General features: G+C 66.0%; 18 protein-coding genes. 7 read left to right on the forward strand and 11 right to left on the reverse strand.

Annotated features, from left to right (window positions below):
* Positions 1-61 precede the first annotated feature (61 nt).
* Both BRO63_RS32620 and argS read right to left on the reverse strand, forming a co-directional pair.
* Positions 62-811: an SPOR domain-containing protein gene (locus BRO63_RS32620; RefSeq protein WP_088143662.1), complete on the reverse strand. Its 750-nt coding sequence runs from the start codon at positions 809-811 to the stop codon at positions 62-64.
* Positions 812-820: 9 nt separating this feature from the next.
* Positions 821-2,503: an arginine--tRNA ligase gene (gene argS, locus BRO63_RS32625; RefSeq protein WP_088143663.1), complete on the reverse strand. Its 1,683-nt coding sequence runs from the start codon at positions 2,501-2,503 to the stop codon at positions 821-823.
* Between the two features lie 321 nt (positions 2,504-2,824).
* On the opposite strand from argS, the gene BRO63_RS32630 reads away from it, so the two are divergent.
* Positions 2,825-3,172 carry a DUF1840 domain-containing protein gene (locus tag BRO63_RS32630; protein ID WP_054455597.1) on the forward strand — a complete coding sequence of 116 codons (348 nt, stop codon included), beginning with the start codon at positions 2,825-2,827 and terminating at the stop codon, positions 3,170-3,172.
* An 89-nt stretch (positions 3,173-3,261) separates the two neighbouring features.
* Positions 3,262-3,579, forward strand: coding sequence for a hypothetical protein (locus BRO63_RS32635; RefSeq protein ID WP_059376671.1), 318 nt, complete (start codon positions 3,262-3,264; stop codon positions 3,577-3,579).
* 75 nt (positions 3,580-3,654) lie between these two features.
* On the opposite strand, the gene BRO63_RS32640 is transcribed toward BRO63_RS32635, so the two are convergent.
* From BRO63_RS32640 to BRO63_RS32665, 6 genes are all read right to left on the reverse strand, one after another.
* Positions 3,655-4,455, reverse strand: a complete 801-nt coding sequence (locus BRO63_RS32640; RefSeq protein WP_042795754.1) for a carbohydrate ABC transporter permease — start codon at positions 4,453-4,455, stop codon at positions 3,655-3,657.
* Positions 4,452-5,327 (reverse strand): carbohydrate ABC transporter permease, encoded by an 876-nt coding sequence (locus BRO63_RS32645; protein WP_088143664.1) that lies wholly within the window; start codon positions 5,325-5,327, stop codon positions 4,452-4,454. Before BRO63_RS32645 ends, BRO63_RS32640 begins: the two co-directional genes overlap by 4 nt.
* A gap of 13 nt (positions 5,328-5,340) precedes the next feature.
* Complete coding sequence (locus tag BRO63_RS32650; RefSeq protein WP_088143665.1) at positions 5,341-6,636, reverse strand: ABC transporter substrate-binding protein; 1,296 nt, start codon at positions 6,634-6,636, stop codon at positions 5,341-5,343.
* Between the two features lie 27 nt (positions 6,637-6,663).
* Positions 6,664-7,719 carry an ABC transporter ATP-binding protein gene (locus BRO63_RS32655; protein ID WP_088143666.1) on the reverse strand — a complete coding sequence of 352 codons (1,056 nt, stop codon included), beginning with the start codon at positions 7,717-7,719 and terminating at the stop codon, positions 6,664-6,666.
* Between the two features lie 120 nt (positions 7,720-7,839).
* Positions 7,840-8,637, reverse strand: coding sequence for a phosphodiesterase (locus BRO63_RS32660; protein ID WP_088143667.1), 798 nt, complete (start codon positions 8,635-8,637; stop codon positions 7,840-7,842).
* 38 nt (positions 8,638-8,675) lie between these two features.
* Positions 8,676-9,689 (reverse strand): LacI family DNA-binding transcriptional regulator, encoded by a 1,014-nt coding sequence (locus BRO63_RS32665; protein ID WP_088143668.1) that lies wholly within the window; start codon positions 9,687-9,689, stop codon positions 8,676-8,678.
* A 315-nt stretch (positions 9,690-10,004) separates the two neighbouring features.
* On the opposite strand from BRO63_RS32665, the gene BRO63_RS32670 reads away from it, so the two are divergent.
* Entirely contained in the window at positions 10,005-11,333 is a 1,329-nt protein-coding gene (locus BRO63_RS32670; protein ID WP_088143669.1) for an amidase, read from the forward strand.
* A 63-nt stretch (positions 11,334-11,396) separates the two neighbouring features.
* Here the strand turns inward: BRO63_RS32670 and leuA are convergent, their stop codons facing one another.
* Together leuA and BRO63_RS32680 are read right to left on the reverse strand one after the other, a co-directional pair.
* The gene (gene leuA / locus BRO63_RS32675) at positions 11,397-13,109 is read right to left on the reverse strand and encodes a 2-isopropylmalate synthase (RefSeq protein WP_088143670.1); all 1,713 of its coding nucleotides are present in this window, start codon (positions 13,107-13,109) and stop codon (positions 11,397-11,399) included.
* Positions 13,110-13,649: 540 nt separating this feature from the next.
* The gene (locus BRO63_RS32680) at positions 13,650-14,282 is read right to left on the reverse strand and encodes a hypothetical protein (protein WP_088143671.1); all 633 of its coding nucleotides are present in this window, start codon (positions 14,280-14,282) and stop codon (positions 13,650-13,652) included.
* A 16-nt stretch (positions 14,283-14,298) separates the two neighbouring features.
* Between BRO63_RS32680 and rpoN the strand changes: the two genes are divergently transcribed.
* Positions 14,299-15,726 (forward strand): RNA polymerase factor sigma-54, encoded by a 1,428-nt coding sequence (rpoN, locus tag BRO63_RS32685; protein WP_444978608.1) that lies wholly within the window; start codon positions 14,299-14,301, stop codon positions 15,724-15,726.
* A 133-nt stretch (positions 15,727-15,859) separates the two neighbouring features.
* Positions 15,860-16,141 carry a (2Fe-2S)-binding protein gene (locus BRO63_RS32690; RefSeq protein WP_054455575.1) on the forward strand — a complete coding sequence of 94 codons (282 nt, stop codon included), beginning with the start codon at positions 15,860-15,862 and terminating at the stop codon, positions 16,139-16,141.
* A gap of 30 nt (positions 16,142-16,171) precedes the next feature.
* On the opposite strand, the gene BRO63_RS32695 is transcribed toward BRO63_RS32690, so the two are convergent.
* Positions 16,172-17,029: a LysR substrate-binding domain-containing protein gene (locus tag BRO63_RS32695; protein ID WP_088143673.1), complete on the reverse strand. Its 858-nt coding sequence runs from the start codon at positions 17,027-17,029 to the stop codon at positions 16,172-16,174.
* A gap of 128 nt (positions 17,030-17,157) precedes the next feature.
* Here BRO63_RS32695 and BRO63_RS32700 point away from each other — a divergent pair, with 128 nt between their 5' ends.
* Together BRO63_RS32700 and bfr are read left to right on the forward strand one after the other, a co-directional pair.
* The gene (locus BRO63_RS32700; protein ID WP_088143674.1) at positions 17,158-18,072 is read left to right on the forward strand and encodes a DMT family transporter; all 915 of its coding nucleotides are present in this window, start codon (positions 17,158-17,160) and stop codon (positions 18,070-18,072) included.
* 366 nt (positions 18,073-18,438) lie between these two features.
* Entirely contained in the window at positions 18,439-18,915 is a 477-nt protein-coding gene (gene bfr, locus BRO63_RS32705) for a bacterioferritin (protein ID WP_013390908.1), read from the forward strand.
* The last annotated feature ends 77 nt before the right edge of the window (positions 18,916-18,992 follow it).

Consider the following 18,992-nt stretch of genomic DNA (forward strand, 5'->3'; position numbering starts at 1 on the left):
AAAAGTTACAGACAGGCCCGGGGCCGGATAAGTTCAATGCTTGCGGCCGCGGCGGCGCACATTACTGGCGGACCACGGCGGTTTCGATCTTGTTCTCGCCCAGGCGGCCGCGGGCCCGGTTCATGTCGTCCAGGCGGGCAAAGGGCCCCACCCGGACCCGGTTGATGGACTTGCCGTTCACTTCGGCCTTTTGCACCGCCACCGGCAGGCCCAGCAGAATGATGCGGGCCTTGAGGGATTCCGCGTCGTTTTCGCCCCGGAACGCGCCGGCCTGCAGGTAATACGTGCCGTTGGCCGCGGATGCGGTGGCGGCAGGCTTGGGCGCCGGCGTGGGGGCGGGCTTGGAGATGGGCGTGGGCGCCTGGCTGGGGGCGGCGGCCGGTGCGGCCGAGGCCACGGCGGGCGCCTTGGATGTGGGCAGGGTGGCGATCAGCGCGCCCAGGTCGTCCAGCTTGGCGGGGGTGTCGTCGCCCTTGGAGGCGGCGGGACCCGTGGCTGGCCCGGTAGCCGTGCCTGCGCCCGGCAGCGGCACGGGCGCCGTGGCGGTGGGGCCGGTGGACGGGGTGCCGGCGCCGCCATCGCGCCCATACAGGCCGGCGTTGGGGTCCGGCGCCTGGCGCGGATCCGGCAGCTTGCCGTTGTCGCCCTGGCGGCTGGCCCGGTCGACGAAGGGCACGGGCGCCTTGGTGACGTAGAAGGCGACGACGGCGGCCACGATCAGGCCGATGAGCAAGCCGGCCAGCGCGCCGTACAGGGTGCTGCCGCTTTCGCCGGAGGACCGGCGGGTGGTGGTTTTGCGCTTGGTTGCCATGAACCGATGTTACATCCGCTCGGGCGCCGACACGCCCATCAGCTCCAGGCCGTTGGCCAGCACCTGGCGCGTGGTCGAGGCCAGGCGCAGGCGGGCCAGCTTCAGGGCCGTGTCGTCGATCAGCACGCGCTCGGCGCCGTACCAGGCATGGAAGTCCGAGGCGCAGTCGCGCAGCCAGAAGGCGATGTGGTGCGGCGACAGTTCCTGCGCCGCCAGTGCCACCACGCTGGGGAATTCGGCCAGGCGTTGCATCAGCGCGAATTCGGTGGGGGCGGTCAGCAGCGCCGCGTCGGCCTGGGCCACGTCGGCGGCCGGCATGGCAGCGTTGTTGATGACCGAGCAGATGCGGGCGTGCGCGTACTGGATGTAATAGACGGGGTTTTCGTCGCTCTTGGACAGCGCCAGGTCCACGTCGAACACGAATTCCGTGTCGGCGCGGCGCTGGATCAGGAAGTAGCGCACCGCGTCGCGGCCGACCCAGTCGATCAGGTCGCGCATGGTCACGTAGCTGCCGGCGCGTTTGGAGATCTTGACCTCTTCGCCGCCGCGCATGACCTTGACCATCTTGTGCAGCACGTAGGCCGGGTAGTCCTTGGGGATGCCCTCTTCCAGCGCCTGCAGGCCGGCGCGCACGCGCGCCACGGTGCCGTGGTGGTCGCTGCCCTGGATGTTCACGGCGCGATGGAAGCCCCGCTCCCATTTGGCCTTGTGGTAGGCCACGTCCGGCACGAAGTAGGTGTAGCCGCCTTCGCTTTTGCGCATGACGCGGTCTTTGTCGTCGCCCGTGCCCAGTTCGGTGGTGCGCAGCCACAGCGCGCCGCCTTCCTCGTAGGTGTGGCCGCCGGCGATCAGCGCCTTGACGGTCGCTTCGACGCGGCCGGAGGTATAGAGCGAGCTTTCCAGGTAGTAGTTGTCGAACGCCAGGCCGAAGGCCTGCAGGTCCAGGTCCTGTTCGCGGCGCAGGTAGGCCACGGCGAAGACGCGGATGTCGTCCAGGTTGTCGACGTCGCCCGTGGCGGTGACGTCCACGCCATCGGAGTGGACGGTCGCGCCGGCCTGGAAGTCGCGCGCGATGTCGGCGATGTAGTCGCCCTTGTAGCCGTCGGCGGGCCACTCGGGGGAATCGGTCGTCAGGCCGCGGGCGCGGGCCTGCACGCTGATGGCCAGGTTCTGGATCTGGTTGCCGGCGTCGTTGTAATAGAACTCGCGGGTGACGTCCCAGCCGATGGCGTCATACAGGCGGCAGATGGCGTCGCCCAGCGCGGCCTGGCGGGCATGGCCCACGTGCAGCGGGCCGGTGGGGTTGGCCGACACGAATTCGACGAGAATCTTTTCGCCATTGCGCGGCGCGCGGCCGAAGGCGGCGCCCTGCTCGGCCACGGCGGCGATGACGGCCTGGCGCGCGGCGGCGGTAATGCGCAGGTTGATGAAGCCGGGGCCGGCGATTTCAGCGGATTCGATCAGGCCGGCGGCGCCGGGCTGCGCCATCAGGGCGTCGACGATGGCCTGGGCCAGTTCGCGCGGGTTGCGGCGGGCCGGCTTGGCCAGCTGCATGGCCACATTGGTGGCGACATCGCCGTGGGCGGCGACCTTGGGGCGCTCCAGCAGCACATTTGCCACGGCGTCGGGCAGGCTTTGCGCGACGGCGGCCTGGATCAGGGAGATAAGCTGTTTTTGTTGCTCGAGGAGCATGGGCGTCTGGAGAAGTTCTGAGTTAGTGACGGACGCGCCCGCACAGGCCGGGCCTGTCGGGCGGAGCGGACAGGGGGCGGCGTAGCCGGGCGGACCGCGCGTGCCGGATTCATGGCCGCGTCAGGTCCCGCTGTCACGGGAATCTCCTGAATCATAGCTTGATTTGGCCATTGGACAGGCCCGCGCCCTGGGCGGGAACGCTGCACGGACAGGTCCGGGGGACGCATGGCGCCGGCCGTCGGACATGCTGCCCCAGGCCAGTTGGCAGTCCCCCTGGTGTTGCGGTAGTGTATGTAAGTAATCAATGTGGGAGACTGGAATATGCTGATCACCTTTCATTCCAAGGTCGTGGCCGAGGTTCTGATGCTGACCGACCATGCCGGCGCGCTGCTGTTGGCGGCCGGCAAGTCCTTCAAGGACAAGATCCCGGAGCGCGGCGTTTTCACCGTCGAGCAGCTGGGGCCGGCCATCAGCGGCATCGAACGCGCGATCGACGAATACCAGAGCGCCCATGACGGCTCCGAGGAAGAAGACGAGGACAAGGCCCCGGCCTCGCCCATGGCCCGCATGGTGGGCCTGAAGGAACGCGCCTTCCCCCTGCTGGACATGATGCGCCAGTCCTTGGCGGCAAACGCCGAAGTCACCTGGGAGGTGTCGCGCGGCTGGTAAGCCGGCGAGCCCAATGTCGCCGGGCGGACAATCTGCCCGGCGTTTTTTGCCTACCCTACTCGCCTGACGCCACCCCAAGGAACCACGACATGCGCAGCGACATCACCATCGTTTTCGACTCCCGCCGTTCGCTCGACCTCTCGGCCAGCGTCGAGCCCTCGCCGCAGCGCCAGAGCGATGCGCGCGACTGGTTCGACAGCGCCTGGGAAACGCTGGGCTGCGAACCGCTGCGTCCCAGCGGCAAGGTCCTGCTGCTGGACAAGGTGCTGGGCGTGGCCGACGCGCTGGGCTACGACACCCTGTCCTCCGACGAAAAAGAGGCCCGCGAGTTCGCGGAACACCTGGCGCTGGCGCTGGAGCGTCCGCGCATCACGGTGGACCTGCCCGGGCTGACGGTGGGTTACTGAGCGATCCGGCTTCATCCCCAAGAAAAACTGCCCCTGTAGGGGCAGTTTTCACTTGGGCTGGTCCTGCAGGCGGGCCTAGCGGATGCCAGCCCGCATGAACGACTGCACGAACTGCCGCTGGAACAGCAGGAAGGCGATCAGGAGCGGCGCCGCCGACATCAGCGTGGCGGCCGTGATGACCGACCAGTCGATGCCCTGGTCGGTCGATGAGAACACCTGCAGGCCCACCGTCAGCGGCCGCGATTCGACCGAGTTGGTGATGATCAGCGGCCACAGGAAGTTGTTCCAGTGGTGGCTGACCGACACCAGCCCGTAGGCCACGTAGATCGGCTTGGCCAGCGGCACATACACCTTCCACAGCACCTGGAGCGCGTTGGCGCCCTCCATGCGCGCGGCTTCTTCCAGTTCGCGCGGCACCGTCTTGAAGGTCTGGCGCAGCAGGAAGATGCCGAAGGCGGATGCGAAGTAAGGCAGGCCGATGGCGAACACCGTGTCGCGGATGCCCAGCTGGCTCATGGAGCGGTAGTTCTCCACCAGCAGCACGTCCGGCATGATCATCAGCTGCAGCAGCACCAGCATGAAGACGAAATCGCGGCCGCGGAATTCGAAGCGCGCGAAGGCATAGCCGGCCAGGGTCGACAGCACCAATTGCGCCGCCAGCACCATGGTGACCAGCAGGAAGGTGTTGAGGAAATAACGCGGGAACGGCGCGGCATGCCAGGCGCGCACGAAGTTGTCCAGCGTCAGCGGGGCGAACAGGTCAAAGCGGGTCGCGTAGGCGGGCGGGTGGAACGCTGCCCACATGGCATAGGCCAGGGGCAGGATCCACAGCAGGCCGAGCGCCCAGGCGCCCAGGGTATCGAGCTTGTCTTTCATTGATAGTGCGTCCTGCGGTCCAGCCAGCGGAACTTGACCAGCGCGGTCAGCGCCAGCACCACCAGCAACACGACGGTCAGCGTGGCGGCGTAAGCCGTGTCCCAGAAACTGAAACCCACCTGGTAGATGTAGTACAGCAGCAGCGTGCTGGCGTTATCCGGACCGCCGCGCGTCATGACCACCACGTGGTCCACCAGCCGGAACGCGTTGATCAGGGCGTTGATCAGCACGAAGAGCGTGGTGGGCATCAGCAGCGGCCACAGGATGCGGCGGAAATACTGCCAGCGCGACGCGCCTTCCAGCATCGCGGCCTCGCGCAGCGACGGCGATACCGTCTGCAGGGCCGCCAGGTAGAAGATCATGAAGAAGCCGGCTTCCTTCCAGACGGTCACCAGCATCAGCGCGGGCAGCGCGGTTTCGCGGTTGCCCAGCCAGTTGGGGCCCGGCGAGCCGAACAGCTGCATCACCTGGGCGATCAGCCCGTACTGCGGCGTGTAGAAGAACAGCCAGATGTTGGCCACCGCCACCATGGGCAGCACCGTGGGCGTGAAGTAGGCCATGCGCAGGAAACCGCGACCGCTCAGGTTGCGGTTGACCCACAGCGCCATGATCAGCGCGATGCCGATGGACGTGGGGATGGTGCCCAGCGCGAACCACAGGTTGTTCCACAGCGACTGCCAGAATACGGGGTCGTCGCGCATGACGGCGTAATTGTCCAGCCCCACGAAGCGCGCGGGGCGCGCGCCCTTGGGGGTGGAGAAAAAGCTGTGCCATAGCGTCGCCACCGCCGGGTAATGCGTGAAGGCGGCGAGCAGCACGAGGGCTGGCAGCAACAGCAGCCAGCCGTACAGCGCGTTCAAAGAGCGGCTCATCGTGCTTGTCGGCTTACTTGTAGGGACGCAGTATGCGGTCGGCCTCGCGTTGCGCGTCGGTCAGGGCCTGCTGCGGCGTCTTGGAACCCGTCAGGGCGGCTTGCAGGGCGTCGTTCAGGGTCTTGGTGACGCGCTGGTTCTCATGCGTGGAGAACTCCGCCACGCTGACTTCCAGCTGGTCGCGCGCGACCGCGGCGGCCGGCACTTCCTGCGCGTACTTCTTCATCTTTTCGGTCTGCCAGGCGGCCGGGGTCACGGCCACGTAGCCCGTGGCGATGCTCCAGTCGGCGGCGCGTTCGGGCGTGGTGACCCATTGCGCGAACTTCAGCGCGGCCTGCTGCTGCGCCGGCGTGCCGCTCTTGAAGATGTAGAAGTTGCCGCCGCCGGTCGGGCTGCCGCCGCGCTTTTGCTGCGGCATCATGGCCACGCCGAACGGGAAGTCGGCGTTCTTGCGGATGTTGGTCAGGTTGCCCGTCGTCGTCCAGACCATGGCGGCCTTCTTTTCCAGGAAGTCCTTGGGCGTGGTGCCCCAGTCGATGGTGCCGGTCGGCATGATCTTGTGCTTGGCCGACAGGTCGCGCCAGAACTGCGCGGCTTCCACCACCGCCGGCTTGTCCAGGTAGACCTCGTTGCCGGCCTCGTTCATCAGGATCGCGCCGTTAGGCGTGGTCAGCGCCTGGAACAGCCAGTAGGCGAACGCGCCGCCCGAGGGGATCTCGATGCCCCACTGCGTGGTGTTGCCGGAGGCGTCCTGCTTGGTCAGCTTCTTGCCGTAATCGACCAGTTCGGCCCAGGTCGCCGGCGCGCGTTCGGGGTCCAGCCCCGCGGCCTTGAATAGGTCCTTGTTGTAGTACATGACGATGGTCGAACGCTGGAACGGCACGCCCCAGGTATGGCCGCCGCTGCGGCTGTTCTGCATGAAGGCGTCATAGAAGCCGCCCAGCCACTTCTTGTCGGCGTCGCTCTTGGCCAGGCTGTCGATCGGAACGATGGCGTCCTCGTCGATCAGCGTGAACATGTCGGTGGACAGCAGCACCGCCAGCTGCGGCGGCGTGCCGCCCTTGAGCGCGGTCAGCGCCTTGGCGATGGAGTCCTGGTAGGAGCCGGCGTAGATCGGCTTGATCTTGATGTCGGGATTTTCCTTCTGGAAATCCGCCACCATGTCGTCGACGATCTTGGTGATCGGGCCGCCGACCGCGACGGGGTAATAGAACTCGACCTCGACGGGCTTGTTCTGCGCCTGCGCAGGCAGCGACAGGCAGGCGGCGGCCAGGCTGGCGGCCAGGGTTTTCAGTACGATGCGACGCATGTTGGTTTCCTTTGCTGAGTACAGGCCCTAGCGGCCGGCGGAGTTGATGACCGCCGAATCGGCGGCAAAGAAGTGCTGCTGGCTGTCCTGCCAGGACAGGCCCAGTGTTTCGCCCGCACTGGCACGCAGATGGCCGCCCACGCGCACGGCCACGCCGCTGGTGTCGCCCACGCGGCAGACCACGATGGAATCCGCGCCGAAGTACTCCACGCTTTCCACGGTGGCGGGAATGCCGTTGGCGTCGATGCGGATGTGCTCCGGGCGCACGCCCAGCTTCACGGCGCCGGCGGGGGCGCCGGCGACGGCGCGGCTCTGCGTGCCGGCGATGGCCGTGGCGCCTTGCCCGGAGGTCAGGCCGATCAGGTTCATGGGCGGCGTGCCGATGAAGCGCGCCGCGAATTCGGTGGCCGGACGCGCGTACAAGGCGTCGGGCGTGTCGTGCTGTTCGATCTTGCCGCCGCGCAGCAGCACCACCTGGTCGGCCATGCTCATGGCTTCGGTCTGGTCGTGCGTCACGTAGACCATGGTGATGCCCAGGTCTTGCTGCAAGGCGCGGATCTCGCGGCGCATTTCATGGCGCAGCTGCGCGTCCAGGTTGGACAGCGGTTCGTCCATCAGGCAGACCGGCGCCTCGGAAATCACGGCGCGGCCCAGCGCCACGCGCTGCTGTTGTCCGCCGGACAGTTGCGATGGCTTGCGGTCCAGCAGATGGTTCAGGCCCAGCAGGCCCGCCACGCGTTGCAGGCGACGGTCGTAGTCGCGGGCCGGTTCTTTGCGCACCTTGAGGCCGAACAGGATGTTCTCGCGCACCGACAGGTGCGGAAACAGCGCGTACGACTGGAACACCATGGAGATGCGGCGCTTGGCGGGCGGCAACTGCGTGACGTCGCGGTCGCCGATGTGGATCGTGCCCGAGGTCGGCGTGTCCAGCCCGGCAATCATGCGCAAGGTGGTGGATTTGCCGCAGCCAGACGGACCCAGCAGAACCGTGAAACTGCCGGCGGGAACCGTGAAGCTCACGCCATGGATGGCGGCAGCGTTGCCGTACTGTTTGGTGAGGTTATCCAGAACGATGGATGACATGCTGTCTCGAAGATCTAATAGTTAGATCCGCATTGTTGCCTGTTATGAAAACCTTTTCATTGTGCAGCGCAAACATGACGGATGTATGGCAGGACAAACTTTCGTAGTCTAGCTTCGGCCTCAGGCGAAGGGGTACGGGCCGGGGTATTCCCCAATGACGGCGTGGTGTGTGACCAGGTTCTTGCCTTGCCACCAGTGGAGCTGGTAGCCCGGCGGTTCCATGATGTACTGCAGCGTCGGCCGCGGCCCCAGCTCCAGCGCGAGCTGGTGCGCGGTGCCCGGACAGGTGGAGGCGATGGTGCCGCCGAAGCGCTGGAAGATCGTGCGGTGCAGGTGGCCGCAAAGCACGCGCTCCACGTTGGGGAAGCGCGCCACGATGCGTTCGAGCTCGGGCGCGCCAGCCAGCAGGCCGATGGCGTCCATGTGCTCGATGCCGGTCAGGAAAGGCGGGTGGTGCATCAGGACCAGCGTGGGGCGTTCCGGCTGTTCGGCCAGGCGCGTGGCCAGCCAGTCCAGGCGGTCCTGGCAGAGTTCACCGTGGCTTTTCATGGGCACGACCGTGTCCAGCGCCAGCATGCGCAACGGATAGGTCTCGATGGCGTACTGGATGAAAGGGCTCTCGCCTTGCAGATAGGCGTGGTCCGGGAAGGCGGCGCGAAGCTCGGCGCGGTCGTCGTGGTTGCCGGGCAGCAGGAAATACGGAATTTCCAGCGCCTGCAGGTGTTCGCGCAGCACTTGATATTCGTGCGGGCGACCCAGGTCGGTCAGGTCGCCCGTGATCAGCACGCAGTCGGGGCGCGGGGCCAGGGCATTGAGCGCGCGCACCGCGGGCGCCAGGAACGCCGCCGGATCGATGATGCCGTAGGCCTTGTCGCCCGGGGTGCGCATGTGCAGGTCGGTGATTTGTGCGATGAGCATGACGCGTGTGCCGAAGAATAGTGTTGTAGGTAAAGGCCTCAGCGGCGCACCGGCGCGGCGGTGCCGCCGACGACGATGCAATGCGGCAGGCGGTCCGAATGCGGCGGTTGGCCCTGGATCTGCGCCAGCAGGTTCGAGCAGGCCGTTTCGCCGATGCCGTCGCTGGGCTGGGCCACGGTGGTCAGGGGGGGCGTCAGCAAGGCGCCAAAGCGCATGCCGTCGAAGCCGCACACCGAGATATCGGCGGGCACGGACAGCCCCAGGCCGACCAGGTCCGCGATGACCGCGGTGGCCAGCAGATCGTTGGAACAGAACAAGGCGGTGGGCGCCTGCTTGCCGCGCAGCGCGGCCTTCAGGGCATCCAGGTCGCTGCCCGTGTGTGAACTCATGGAGATGTGCTGGATGTCGTCAAGGCCCAGCCGCTTGGCGCAGGCGCGCGCGCCGGTCAAGCGGCGGCGGGCGCGGTCCGACGCGGTCAGCGGACCCGTCACCAGGGCGATGCGGCGATGGCCCAGCGCGGCCAGGTGAGCCACCATGTCGCTGGCGGCGGCGCGATTGTCGACCGACGCGAAGGGATGGGCGCCGGACTCGTTGTAGACCAGCACGTAGGGAATGCCGGCATGGTCCAGGTCGTCCAGCGTGGCGCTCTTGGCGGCGTCCGCGACCGTCAGGATCAGGCCATCCACCTGGTGGTCCATCAGGCCCTGGACCGCCGCGGATTCCACCGCGGGATCGTAGCCGGTGGCCGTCAGCATGACGCTGTAGCCTGATTCCCGCGCGCGCCGCTCCGCGCCTTCGAAGCATTCGGCGAACACGGGGTTGGACAGCGTGGGCAGGATCAGGCCGATGGTGCGCGTGCTGCCCGAACGCAGGCTTCGGCCCACGCGATTGGGCCGGAAGCCGGCGCGCTTGGCGACGTTGCGAATATGCGCGAGCGTGTCCGGATGCACGATCTCGGGCTGGTTGAACGCGCGCGAAACCGTCGCCGGGGAAACCCCGGCCTTGCGGGCCACTTCAATGATGGAAAAGCGGGGCGACGAGCGCGAGGCCATGGCGGGATTGCTGCCGGTTTTCGTGAAAACGATTTCATCTTACTCGACAAATATGACCTTTGTATTGCACGGGTTTGCGCTATGCTGATGCCGACGCAACAATAAATTGCCATGGCGCGGCATGCGATTTTCCCGGGGAAAAACGGCTTTTTCGGTGTTTATCCCAATTGACGCAGCGCGCACAATGGCTGGAGTCGGTCCATCCGAACTGCGCGGCAACATGCCGCGCGAAACGGCGGATCCTCGGTCAAAGGGGACCGGGTGCGTATTTTGCTGCCGCGCGAGACGCGCGGTACCGGTAAAGAGGAAAGGACCATGTCTACTGCCTTGAACAGACTTGGCGCGCTGGAAGCCGCGCGCAAGCTGCAACGGCGCGAATTGACCGCGGAGCAATTGGTGCGCGCCTGCTTTGCGCGCATCGAGCAACGCGAAAGCACCATCCATGCCTGGACCGCGCTGCAAAAGCAGGCTGCGCTGGATCGCGCGCAGGAACTGGACCGCGGCGCGCTGCGTGGCGTGCTGCATGGCCTGCCCATGGGCGTGAAGGACCTGTTCGACACCGTCGACCTGCCCACGCGCTATGGCTCGCCCATCTATGAACGCCACCATCCGGGCCTGGACGCGGCCTCGGTGGCGCTGTGCCGGGGCGCGGGCGCGATCGTCGTCGGCAAGACCGTGACGACCGAATTCGCCACCTATCTGGCTGGCCCCACGCGCAACCCCCGCAACGAGGCCTATTCGCCGGGCGGCTCGTCCAGCGGCTCGGCCGCGGCGGTAGCCGACGACATGGTGCCCTTCGCATTGGGCACGCAGACGGCGGCTTCCATCATCCGCCCCGCTTCCTATTGCGGCATCGTGGGCTTCAAGCCCACCTTCGGCAGCATTTCCCGCGCGGGCGTCAAAAGCCTGGCGGAGTCCCTGGACACCATCGGCGGTTTCGCGCGTTCGGTGCCGGACGTGGCGCTGTTTGCTTCCGTCCTGATGCGCGATCCGCGCATGCTCGATCTGGCCTACGACGGCAAGCCGCGCATTGGCATGTACCGCAGCCTGCAATGGCGGCATGCGCTGCCCGAAACCAAGGAAGCCTACGCGCAGGCTGCGGCCATCCTGTCCCGCGCCGGCGCCGTGGTCGAGGAATTGCCGCTGCCGCCCGAGCATTGCGTTCTGGTGCAGCTGCATGCGGACATCATGGCGTTTGAAGCTTCGCAGGCGCTGGCCTACGAGCGTCTGGAGCATGCGGCGCAGCTCAGCCCCAAGATCCAGTCCATCCTGGAAGCGGGCTCGCGCATTACCGCTGAAGAACATCAGAAGAACCTGATGCGCGTTGCCGAAAGCCGGGCGCGGGTGGATGCCTGGTTCGACAAGTACGATGTGCTGCTTGCGCCCAGCGCGAGCGGCGAGGCGCCGTTCGCGGACCTGGGCACGGGGGATCCGCAGTTCTCGCGCGCGTGGACGGTATTCGGCCATCCCACCCTCAGCCTGCCCTTCGCCACCGGCCCGCAAGGCCTGCCCGTGGGGCTGCAACTGGTCGGTGCGCGCTATAGCGACCACCGCACGCTGGCGATGGCGGCGTGGGTTCATCAGCGGCTGTTGGCCGCCACCGCGCCGGATATCGGCGCTGCCGACATCTGGCCGCGCGGATAAGCGCGGCGCGCCCAAAGAAAAAGCCAGCCCGATAAGGCTGGCTTTTTTACGCCGGATTGCGGATCACGCGGTTTCGGCGGTTTCTTGCTCGGTGGCGGTCACGGCGCCGGCATTGATGTGGCGGTTGACGGCGCTCAGCACGGCCTGGAACGAGGCTGTCACGATGTCGCGGTCGATGCCCACGCCAAAGCCCGTGCTCGATTCGCCGACGCGCAGTTCGACATACGACGCGGCGCGCGTGTCGGTACCGGTGCCGATGGCATGCTCGTGGTAGTCCATGATGCGCACGGGCACGTCCAGCGCGGCCACGAAGGCCGAGATGGCGCCGTCGCCCTTGCCCGTCACGATGCGGCGTTCGCCGTTGTATTCCAATTCAGCTTCGATGCTGAAATGCTGGCCTTCGCCGGCCGACGGATTGCCGTCGATGCGGTGGCGCACCAGCTTCCAAGGCGACTTCTGCTCGAGGTACTCGCGGTTGAAGATCGTGTGCACGTCGTCGGCCGTGACTTCGCGGCCGGTCTCATCGGTGACGCGCTGGATGGCGCGGCTGAATTCGATCTGCAGGCGGCGCGGCAACACCAGGCCGTGCTCCTGTTCGAGCAGGTACGACACGCCGCCCTTGCCGGACTGGCTGTTCACGCGGATGACGGCGTCGTAGCTGCGGCCGAGGTCGGCCGGGTCGATCGGCAGGTACGGCACTTCCCAGACGGCATCGGCCTGCTGCTGGGCAAAGCCCTTCTTGATGGCGTCCTGGTGCGAGCCCGAGAACGCGGTGAAGACGAGGTCGCCCGCGTACGGATGGCGCGGGTGGACCGGCAACTGGTTGCAGTACTCGGCGCAGCGGCGCACTTCGTCGATGTCCGAGAAGTCCAGGCCCGGATGCACACCTTGCGTGTAGAGGTTCAATGCGAGCGTGACGAGGTCGACGTTGCCGGTGCGCTCGCCGCTGCCGAAGAGGCAGCCTTCGATGCGATCGGCGCCGGCCATCACGGCGAATTCCGCGGCGGCCACGGCGGTGCCGCGGTCATTGTGCGGGTGCACGCTGAGCACGATGCTGTCGCGGCGCGCCAGGTTCTTGTGCATCCATTCGATCTGGTCGGCGTACAGGTTGGGGCTGGTGGCCTCGATGGTGGCGGGCAGGTTCAGCACCATCTTGCACTCGGGCGTGGGCTGCCATACGTCGGCCACGGCGTTGGAGACTTCCAGCGCGAACTCGGGTTCGGTCGTGCTGAAGACTTCAGGCGAGTACTGGTAGCGCCATTGCGTTTCCGGGTGCTGCGCCATGTACTGCTTCACCAGGCGTGTGCCGGTGGTGGCGATGTTCTTGATCTCGTCCTTGCTCATGTTGAACACGACCTTGCGGAACGCCGGGGCGCAGGCGTTGTACAGGTGGACGATGGCTTGCTTGGCGCCGGCGGCGGATTCCACCGTGCGGCTGATCAGGTCTTCGCGCGACTGGGTCAGCACGATGATGGTGACGTCGTCGGGAATGCGCTTTTCATCGATGAGCTTGCGCACGAAATCGAAGTCGGTCTGCGAGGCGGACGGGAAGCCCACTTCGATTTCCTTGAAGCCGATCTTCACCAGCTGCTCGAAAAAGCGGACCTTGCGCTCCACGCTCATCGGTTCGATCAGCGCCTGGTTGCCGTCGCGCAGGTCCGTGCTCATCCAGATCGGCGCCTTGGTGATGCGGCGGCTGGGCCAGGTGCGTTCGGAAAAGTCGCGGGTAAAGGGCGCGAAGGGGACGTATTTGGTGGCGGGGTTGGCAAGCATCATTACTACACCTCGATCGGTTTCTTTTGAATCCCGGGAATGCTTCCCTGGGCGGCGCGCAACCGGATGGCGGTCTTGTGCCAAGGTTTGCCGTGATTGGCCGGCAGGATTCAGAGATAAAAGGGGGAAATCGCGTGTGGCAAACGTGGTTGCCGAGCTACCACGGGGACACTAGGCCCGGCAACCGATCGGTAGGTATAGCGATAGCGCGTAGGTGGAGGAACGAGCGCGCAGGCCGGCAACCGGAGCGTCGTAGCGTCCGGTGGCAATCGCGAAGGGGGTGCGGTAAGCGGCCATAGGTTGCTAGTCGAACATATTTTCGCCGTAAGCGCAACTGAATACTCTTTTGCGTGAAGGCGGGGTACGGTCCTTCCGCGGGGCATTTTGCTGAAGAAAATTCAGCAAAGCCGGGGTTGGGCAGCCGCCGCGCGCTATGGTGCGAGGCCCGCGATTGCATAAGGCGGGGGGTGTCTCGCGGGCCATTGACCAAAACAGACAGGCCGCCCTGGGGCGGCCTGCTATGGGAATGGCGGGAGGATGGACTTACCTGGCCGGACCGATGCGCGGTTCGACATAACGTTCGCTGCGCCCTTCAGTGCGCGCTTCGCGGCGGACTTCGTCGCGAGGATCACGGGGCGTCGCGCGGTCGGACGATTCCAGGATGCGGGCCTGTTCCGCGACCATGGCGATCTTGCCGGCTCGGTTGTGGCGGATTTCAGACAGGGAGCGGCGCAAGTCGCCCACCGTGAAGGGTTCTTGGCGGTCGCCCCAGGTCCAGCGCAGCACGCCCAGGGTTTCCTCGGACAGGCTGGGCGCCAGGTCGGCCAGCACGCTGGTTTCGACCGGCGTGGCGCTGCCGGAAGCCAGGCTGGCGGACAGCCAGGCGCGCAACGTGAAGAACACGATCAGGGTCCAGATGCCGGCCACCACCCACCAGATGTAGGGATTGACCTTCTGCACCATGTCCACCGTCGGCTGCCCCAGGGAATGCAGGAAGTCGTAGTTCACGGTGCGGCCGAAATTCAGTATCCAGTTGGCGGCCAGATACCAGATGACCAGGGCGACGGCGATGACGATCGCGCGCATTACGAGTCGGGGGAGCGCCAGTTTGAGCAGGGTCTGGCCAATAAGGCGGCAGTCCTGGCGGACGCTTGCGGGCGAAGTCAGATTCATCATGCAAAATATTGTACCTATGACCCGTCCAATTTTAGAACTGCGACCTGGTCAGCATCTGACGCTGACGCCACAACTGCAGCAATCGATCCGATTGTTGCAGCTGTCCACGCTCGACCTCGAAGCCGAGATTTCGCAAGTGCTGGCGGAGAACCCGCTGCTGGAGCGGCAGGACGAAGCGCCGTCGGCCGAGGCGCCGGCCGAGTCCGACCGCGAGTCCTCCGTGCAGGATGACGAGCCCGCCGCCGAACGCGAGACGCCGGTGGACGAAATGCCGGGCTCGGGCGGGGTCTACCCCGATGAAGATTCCAGCCGGCCCGAGGCCGCGCGGCCGGATACGCTGCGCGAGCATCTGCTGGGCCAGCTGATGCTGACTCGCGCCGCGCCGCGCGACGTCGCGCTGGCGGGTCTGCTGATCGACGAGCTGGACGAAAACGGCTACCTGGGATCGCCGCTGGAGGAGATCCTGGAGTGGCTGCCGGCGGAGCTGGAGCCGGACATCGACGAGCTGAAGGCGGCCCTATCCCTGTTGCAGTCGTTCGATCCGCCCGGCATCGGCGCGCGCGATATGGCGGAATGCCTGCTGTTGCAGCTGCGCAACCCGGATCGGGATCAACTGCCCGAAGCGGCCGATGCCGCGGCCCTGGCCTGTGCCCGGCAGATCTGCGCCCAGCACCTGGCCCTGCTGGCCACGGGCAACGCCGCGCGCCTGTGCGCCGCCGTGGGCTGCGACGAAGCCACGTTCCGCTCGGCCCATTCCCTGATCCTGCGGCTGGAGCCGCGCCCGGGACGCGCCTGGACCGTGCCCGCGGCCGATTACGCGGTGCCCGACGTCATCGTGCGCAAGACCCGTGGCGGCTGGCAGGTCACCCTCAACAGCGCCGCCATGCCCAAGCTGCAGATCAACGGCCTGTACGCCCAGATGCTGGGCAACCAGAAGGAGTCCGCGCATGCGGGGCTGCAATCGCAGCTGCAGCAGGCCCGCTGGATGATCCGCAACGTGGAGCAGCGCTTCGACACCATCCTGCGTGTGGCCCAGGCCATCGTGCAGCACCAGACCGCTTTCTTCAGCCAGGGACCGGTCGCCATGCGGCCGCTCATCCTGAAGGACATTGCCGGTGAACTCGGTTTGCACGAATCCACCATTTCACGGGCTACAACGCAGAAGTACATGCTCACTCCGTTTGGGACGCTGGAGCTCAAGCGCTTCTTCGGAACGGGGGTTTCGACGGACGGCGGGGATGCCACCTCGGCCACGGCGGTGCAGACCTTCATCCGTCAGATGGTGGCGGAAGAGAACCGGGCCAAACCCTTGTCCGACAGCCAGATCATGCAAAAGCTGGCCGATCAGGGGATAGTCATCGCCCGAAGAACGGTGGCAAAGTACCGCGAAGCGCTGCGGATAGCCCCGGCGGCGTTGCGCAAGGCGCAGGCTGCGGCCCGCTGAACCGGCTGGTGAAATGAGGGACGGAGTTGAGGAAATTCGTCCCTGTTTTCAAAGACTTGCGTGACACTTTGGTTGCAAATTTATTTGCTTGCGGGGCTTGCCAGTAGCGGAATAATTTTCGATAATTATTCTCATGTACATTTGCGTATGTAATGCCATCACCGAACGCCAAGTCCGCGCCAGCGTGGATGCCGGCGCGACGACGCTTTCCGACCTGCAATTCGAGCTGGGCGTGGCTACGTGCTGCGGCTGCTGTGCGGCTACCGCCACCGAATACCTGCCAGGCGGCCGCTGCTCCAGTGTGTGCGACGTGCGCTCCATTGCCGTTCCGGTCAATCCTCCGGCCGCTCTGGTCGAGTCGGGCGCGCCTGCTGCCAACAGCAGCTTCCCGATTCCCCTGGTCGCAATCGCCTGAGGGCAGTCGTTTCTTTCCGGCCCGCTGCCGTCATGCAGTGGGCCGCGTCGCTTCTTTCTCGCAGAATTCCCGGATAGCCATCGCCAGTTGACGCGCAGGCTCGCGCACCGTGTCCGCCAGGCAGAGGGCCAGCTCGGTCGACGGCACCGCAGGCAGGTCCGCATCGATGATCCGATGGTCCGGCAAAAGGCAGCGCCGCTCCAGCAGCGCCACTCCCAACCCTCCTGTCAATGCCGCCTGCAAGCCCATCAGGTTCGGGCTTTCGTAGGCGATGCGCCAGTGCCGGCCCGCGGCTTCCAGGGCATGGATGGCGCGGTTGCGGTAGATGCAGCCCTGCGGAAACGCGACCAGCGGCACCGGCTCGGTTGTCGGAACTTCCAGCCCAGGGGCGCCGATCCAATGCAATTGCTCGGGCCAGGCGGCCAGTGAGGCGCCCGCGCCGGGTTCGCGCTTGAGCAGCGCAACATCCAGGTCGCCTCGTTCCAGCGCGCGCGTGAGCGCCGAGGTCAGGTCGCAGCGGACCGATAGCCGCACGCCGGGACGGGACCGCGCAAATTCCGACACCAGGATGGTCAGCGTGTCGGCCGCGAAGTCGTCCGGGATGCCCAGCCGGATCACGTCCACGCGCTTGCGCCCGCTGACCGCTTCCCGGACCTCCGTGGACAGGGCCAGCATCCGCCGCGCATAGCCCAGAAGGCGCTCGCCGTCCTCGGTCAGCGAGACCTGGCGACCTTCGCGCACGAACAGCGCGCATTCTAAGGATTCTTCCAGCTTGCGGATCTGCTGGCTGACGGTGGACTGGCTGCGGTGCACGCGTTCGCCCGCCGCCGTGAAGCCGCCAGCGTCCACGACGGACACGAAGCTGTGCAAAAGATCGAGGTCTGGCATCGGCCGCTCCATGCATTCATTTTTCAAATACTTTCGATCCGAATAAAGAGTTTGTCAATGGATGGGCGTCCGCGCAGAATCCCTCCATCCGCCGCAACCGCGGCTTAGCGCCACCTTCCGGACTCCTCATGAAGGCCACCTCGACCCTGTCTGCCGCCGCTCTTCCGACCCAAGCCTCGCCGGGCATCAGTTGGGCGCCCATCGCGGCTTTCTGCTTCCTGTGGAGTTCGGCGTTCGCCGCGGCCAAGATCGCGGTGCGGGACTGTCCGCCGCTGACCTTGCTGACCATCCGCTTCGTGATCGCGGGAGCCTTGATGCTGGGCCTGGCGGCGGCGAGCGGCCGTTGGAAAATGCCAAGTGCGCGCGACTTGGCGGCGCTGATCCTGCTGGGGGCGTTGAACAACGCCCTGTACCTGGGTTTGAGCTGGTCAGGCATGACGACGGTGTCGTCGGCGTTTACCGCGGTGTTGATCAGCACCAACCCGCTGCTCATCGGCGTGCTGGCCGGCCCGGTGCTGGGCGAGCGGCTGGGCTGGCGCAAGCTGCTGGGCTTGTGCCTGGGATTGGCGGGCGTGGCTTTGGTGTTGCGTTCGCGCTTGTCGGGCATGCAGGAGGATCTGCATGGCACGCTGCTGGTCACGGGCGGCCTGGTGGCGCTGGTGGCGGGCACGCTGCTCTACAAGCGCTTGAAGCCGTCCTCGGGCCTGTGGACGTCCACGGGCATACAGTCCCTGGCCGGCGCCGCGGCCCTGCTGCCCTTCGCGTTGATGCACGAGAGCATCGGCGATGCGCGCATGACCGCGAGCCTGTTCTGGAGCATGGCCTACATGATCGTCGCGGTGTCGATGGGCGGCTACTACCTGTGGTTCATGATCCTGGGCCGCGCCAGCGCCACGGCGGCGAGCGCGCTGCACTTCCTGATGCCGCCGCTGGGCCTGTTGTTCGGATGGCTGGTGCTGGGCGAGCACGTCTCGTGGCTGGATCTGCTGGGCATCGTCCCGATTGCGTTCGGCATCTGGCTGGCGACGCGGCGTAGCGATTAGCGCGTCCTTGCGGTCGGGGTTGCCGATCCGCAACGAAACGCCGCGGGCCGCGAGACGGCGTGTTTCATGCGGCCGGGGGACGCATGGTTGCCTGCGATCGCGTGGATCGGGCGGCGGATTCGGCGGCATCGCGCGCCGTCAGGCCGCATCGTTGTTGATGCCGGCATGCAAGGCATCACGCACGCATACTCATTCTCATTGGCGTGTCGCTTTCTTGTAGCGCTCCTAAAGCGGTTTACCAAATGCAGCGCAAGGCTAGGCGCGGCCCTGCGCCTGGTGGTAGTCTGCCGGGGTTGCGTACGCGCGGCATCGTGCGCTCCTTTGTCGCGATGCATCTGCGTCGCGCCTGACTGCAAGGAGTCCATCATGAAAGGCGATAAAACCGTCATCCAGTTCCTGAACAAGCAACTGACCAACGAACTGACGGCCATCAACCAGTATTTCCTGCATGCCCGCATGCTGAACCATTGGGGCTTCGACAAGCTGGGCAAGCACGAGTACGAAGAGTCCATCGGCGAAATGAAGCATGCGGATCGTTTGATCGCGCGCATCTTCATGCTGGACGGCCTGCCCAACCTGCAAGACCTGCACAAGCTGCTGATCGGCGAGGACGTGCCGGAATTGCTGGCCTGTGACCTGAAGCTGGAGCAAGGCGCCCAGGCGACCGTGAAGGAAGCCATCGCGCATTGCGAATCGGTGCGTGACTACGTCTCGCGCGATCTGTTCCAGGACATCCTGGACGATACCGAAGAGCACATCGACTACCTGGAAACGCAGATCGACCTGATCGACAAGGTCGGCATCCAGAACTACCTGCAAAGCCAGATGTCCGTGCCGGAGTAATGTTCCGGTCATAAAAAATGGCGCCCTGCGGGGCGCCATTTTTTTTGTTGCCACGCGGCCTGCATCGCAGGCGCGGC

It is taken from the genome of Achromobacter xylosoxidans, assembly GCF_002192695.1.
GTDB classification, from domain to species: domain Bacteria; phylum Pseudomonadota; class Gammaproteobacteria; order Burkholderiales; family Burkholderiaceae_B; genus Achromobacter; species Achromobacter xylosoxidans_C.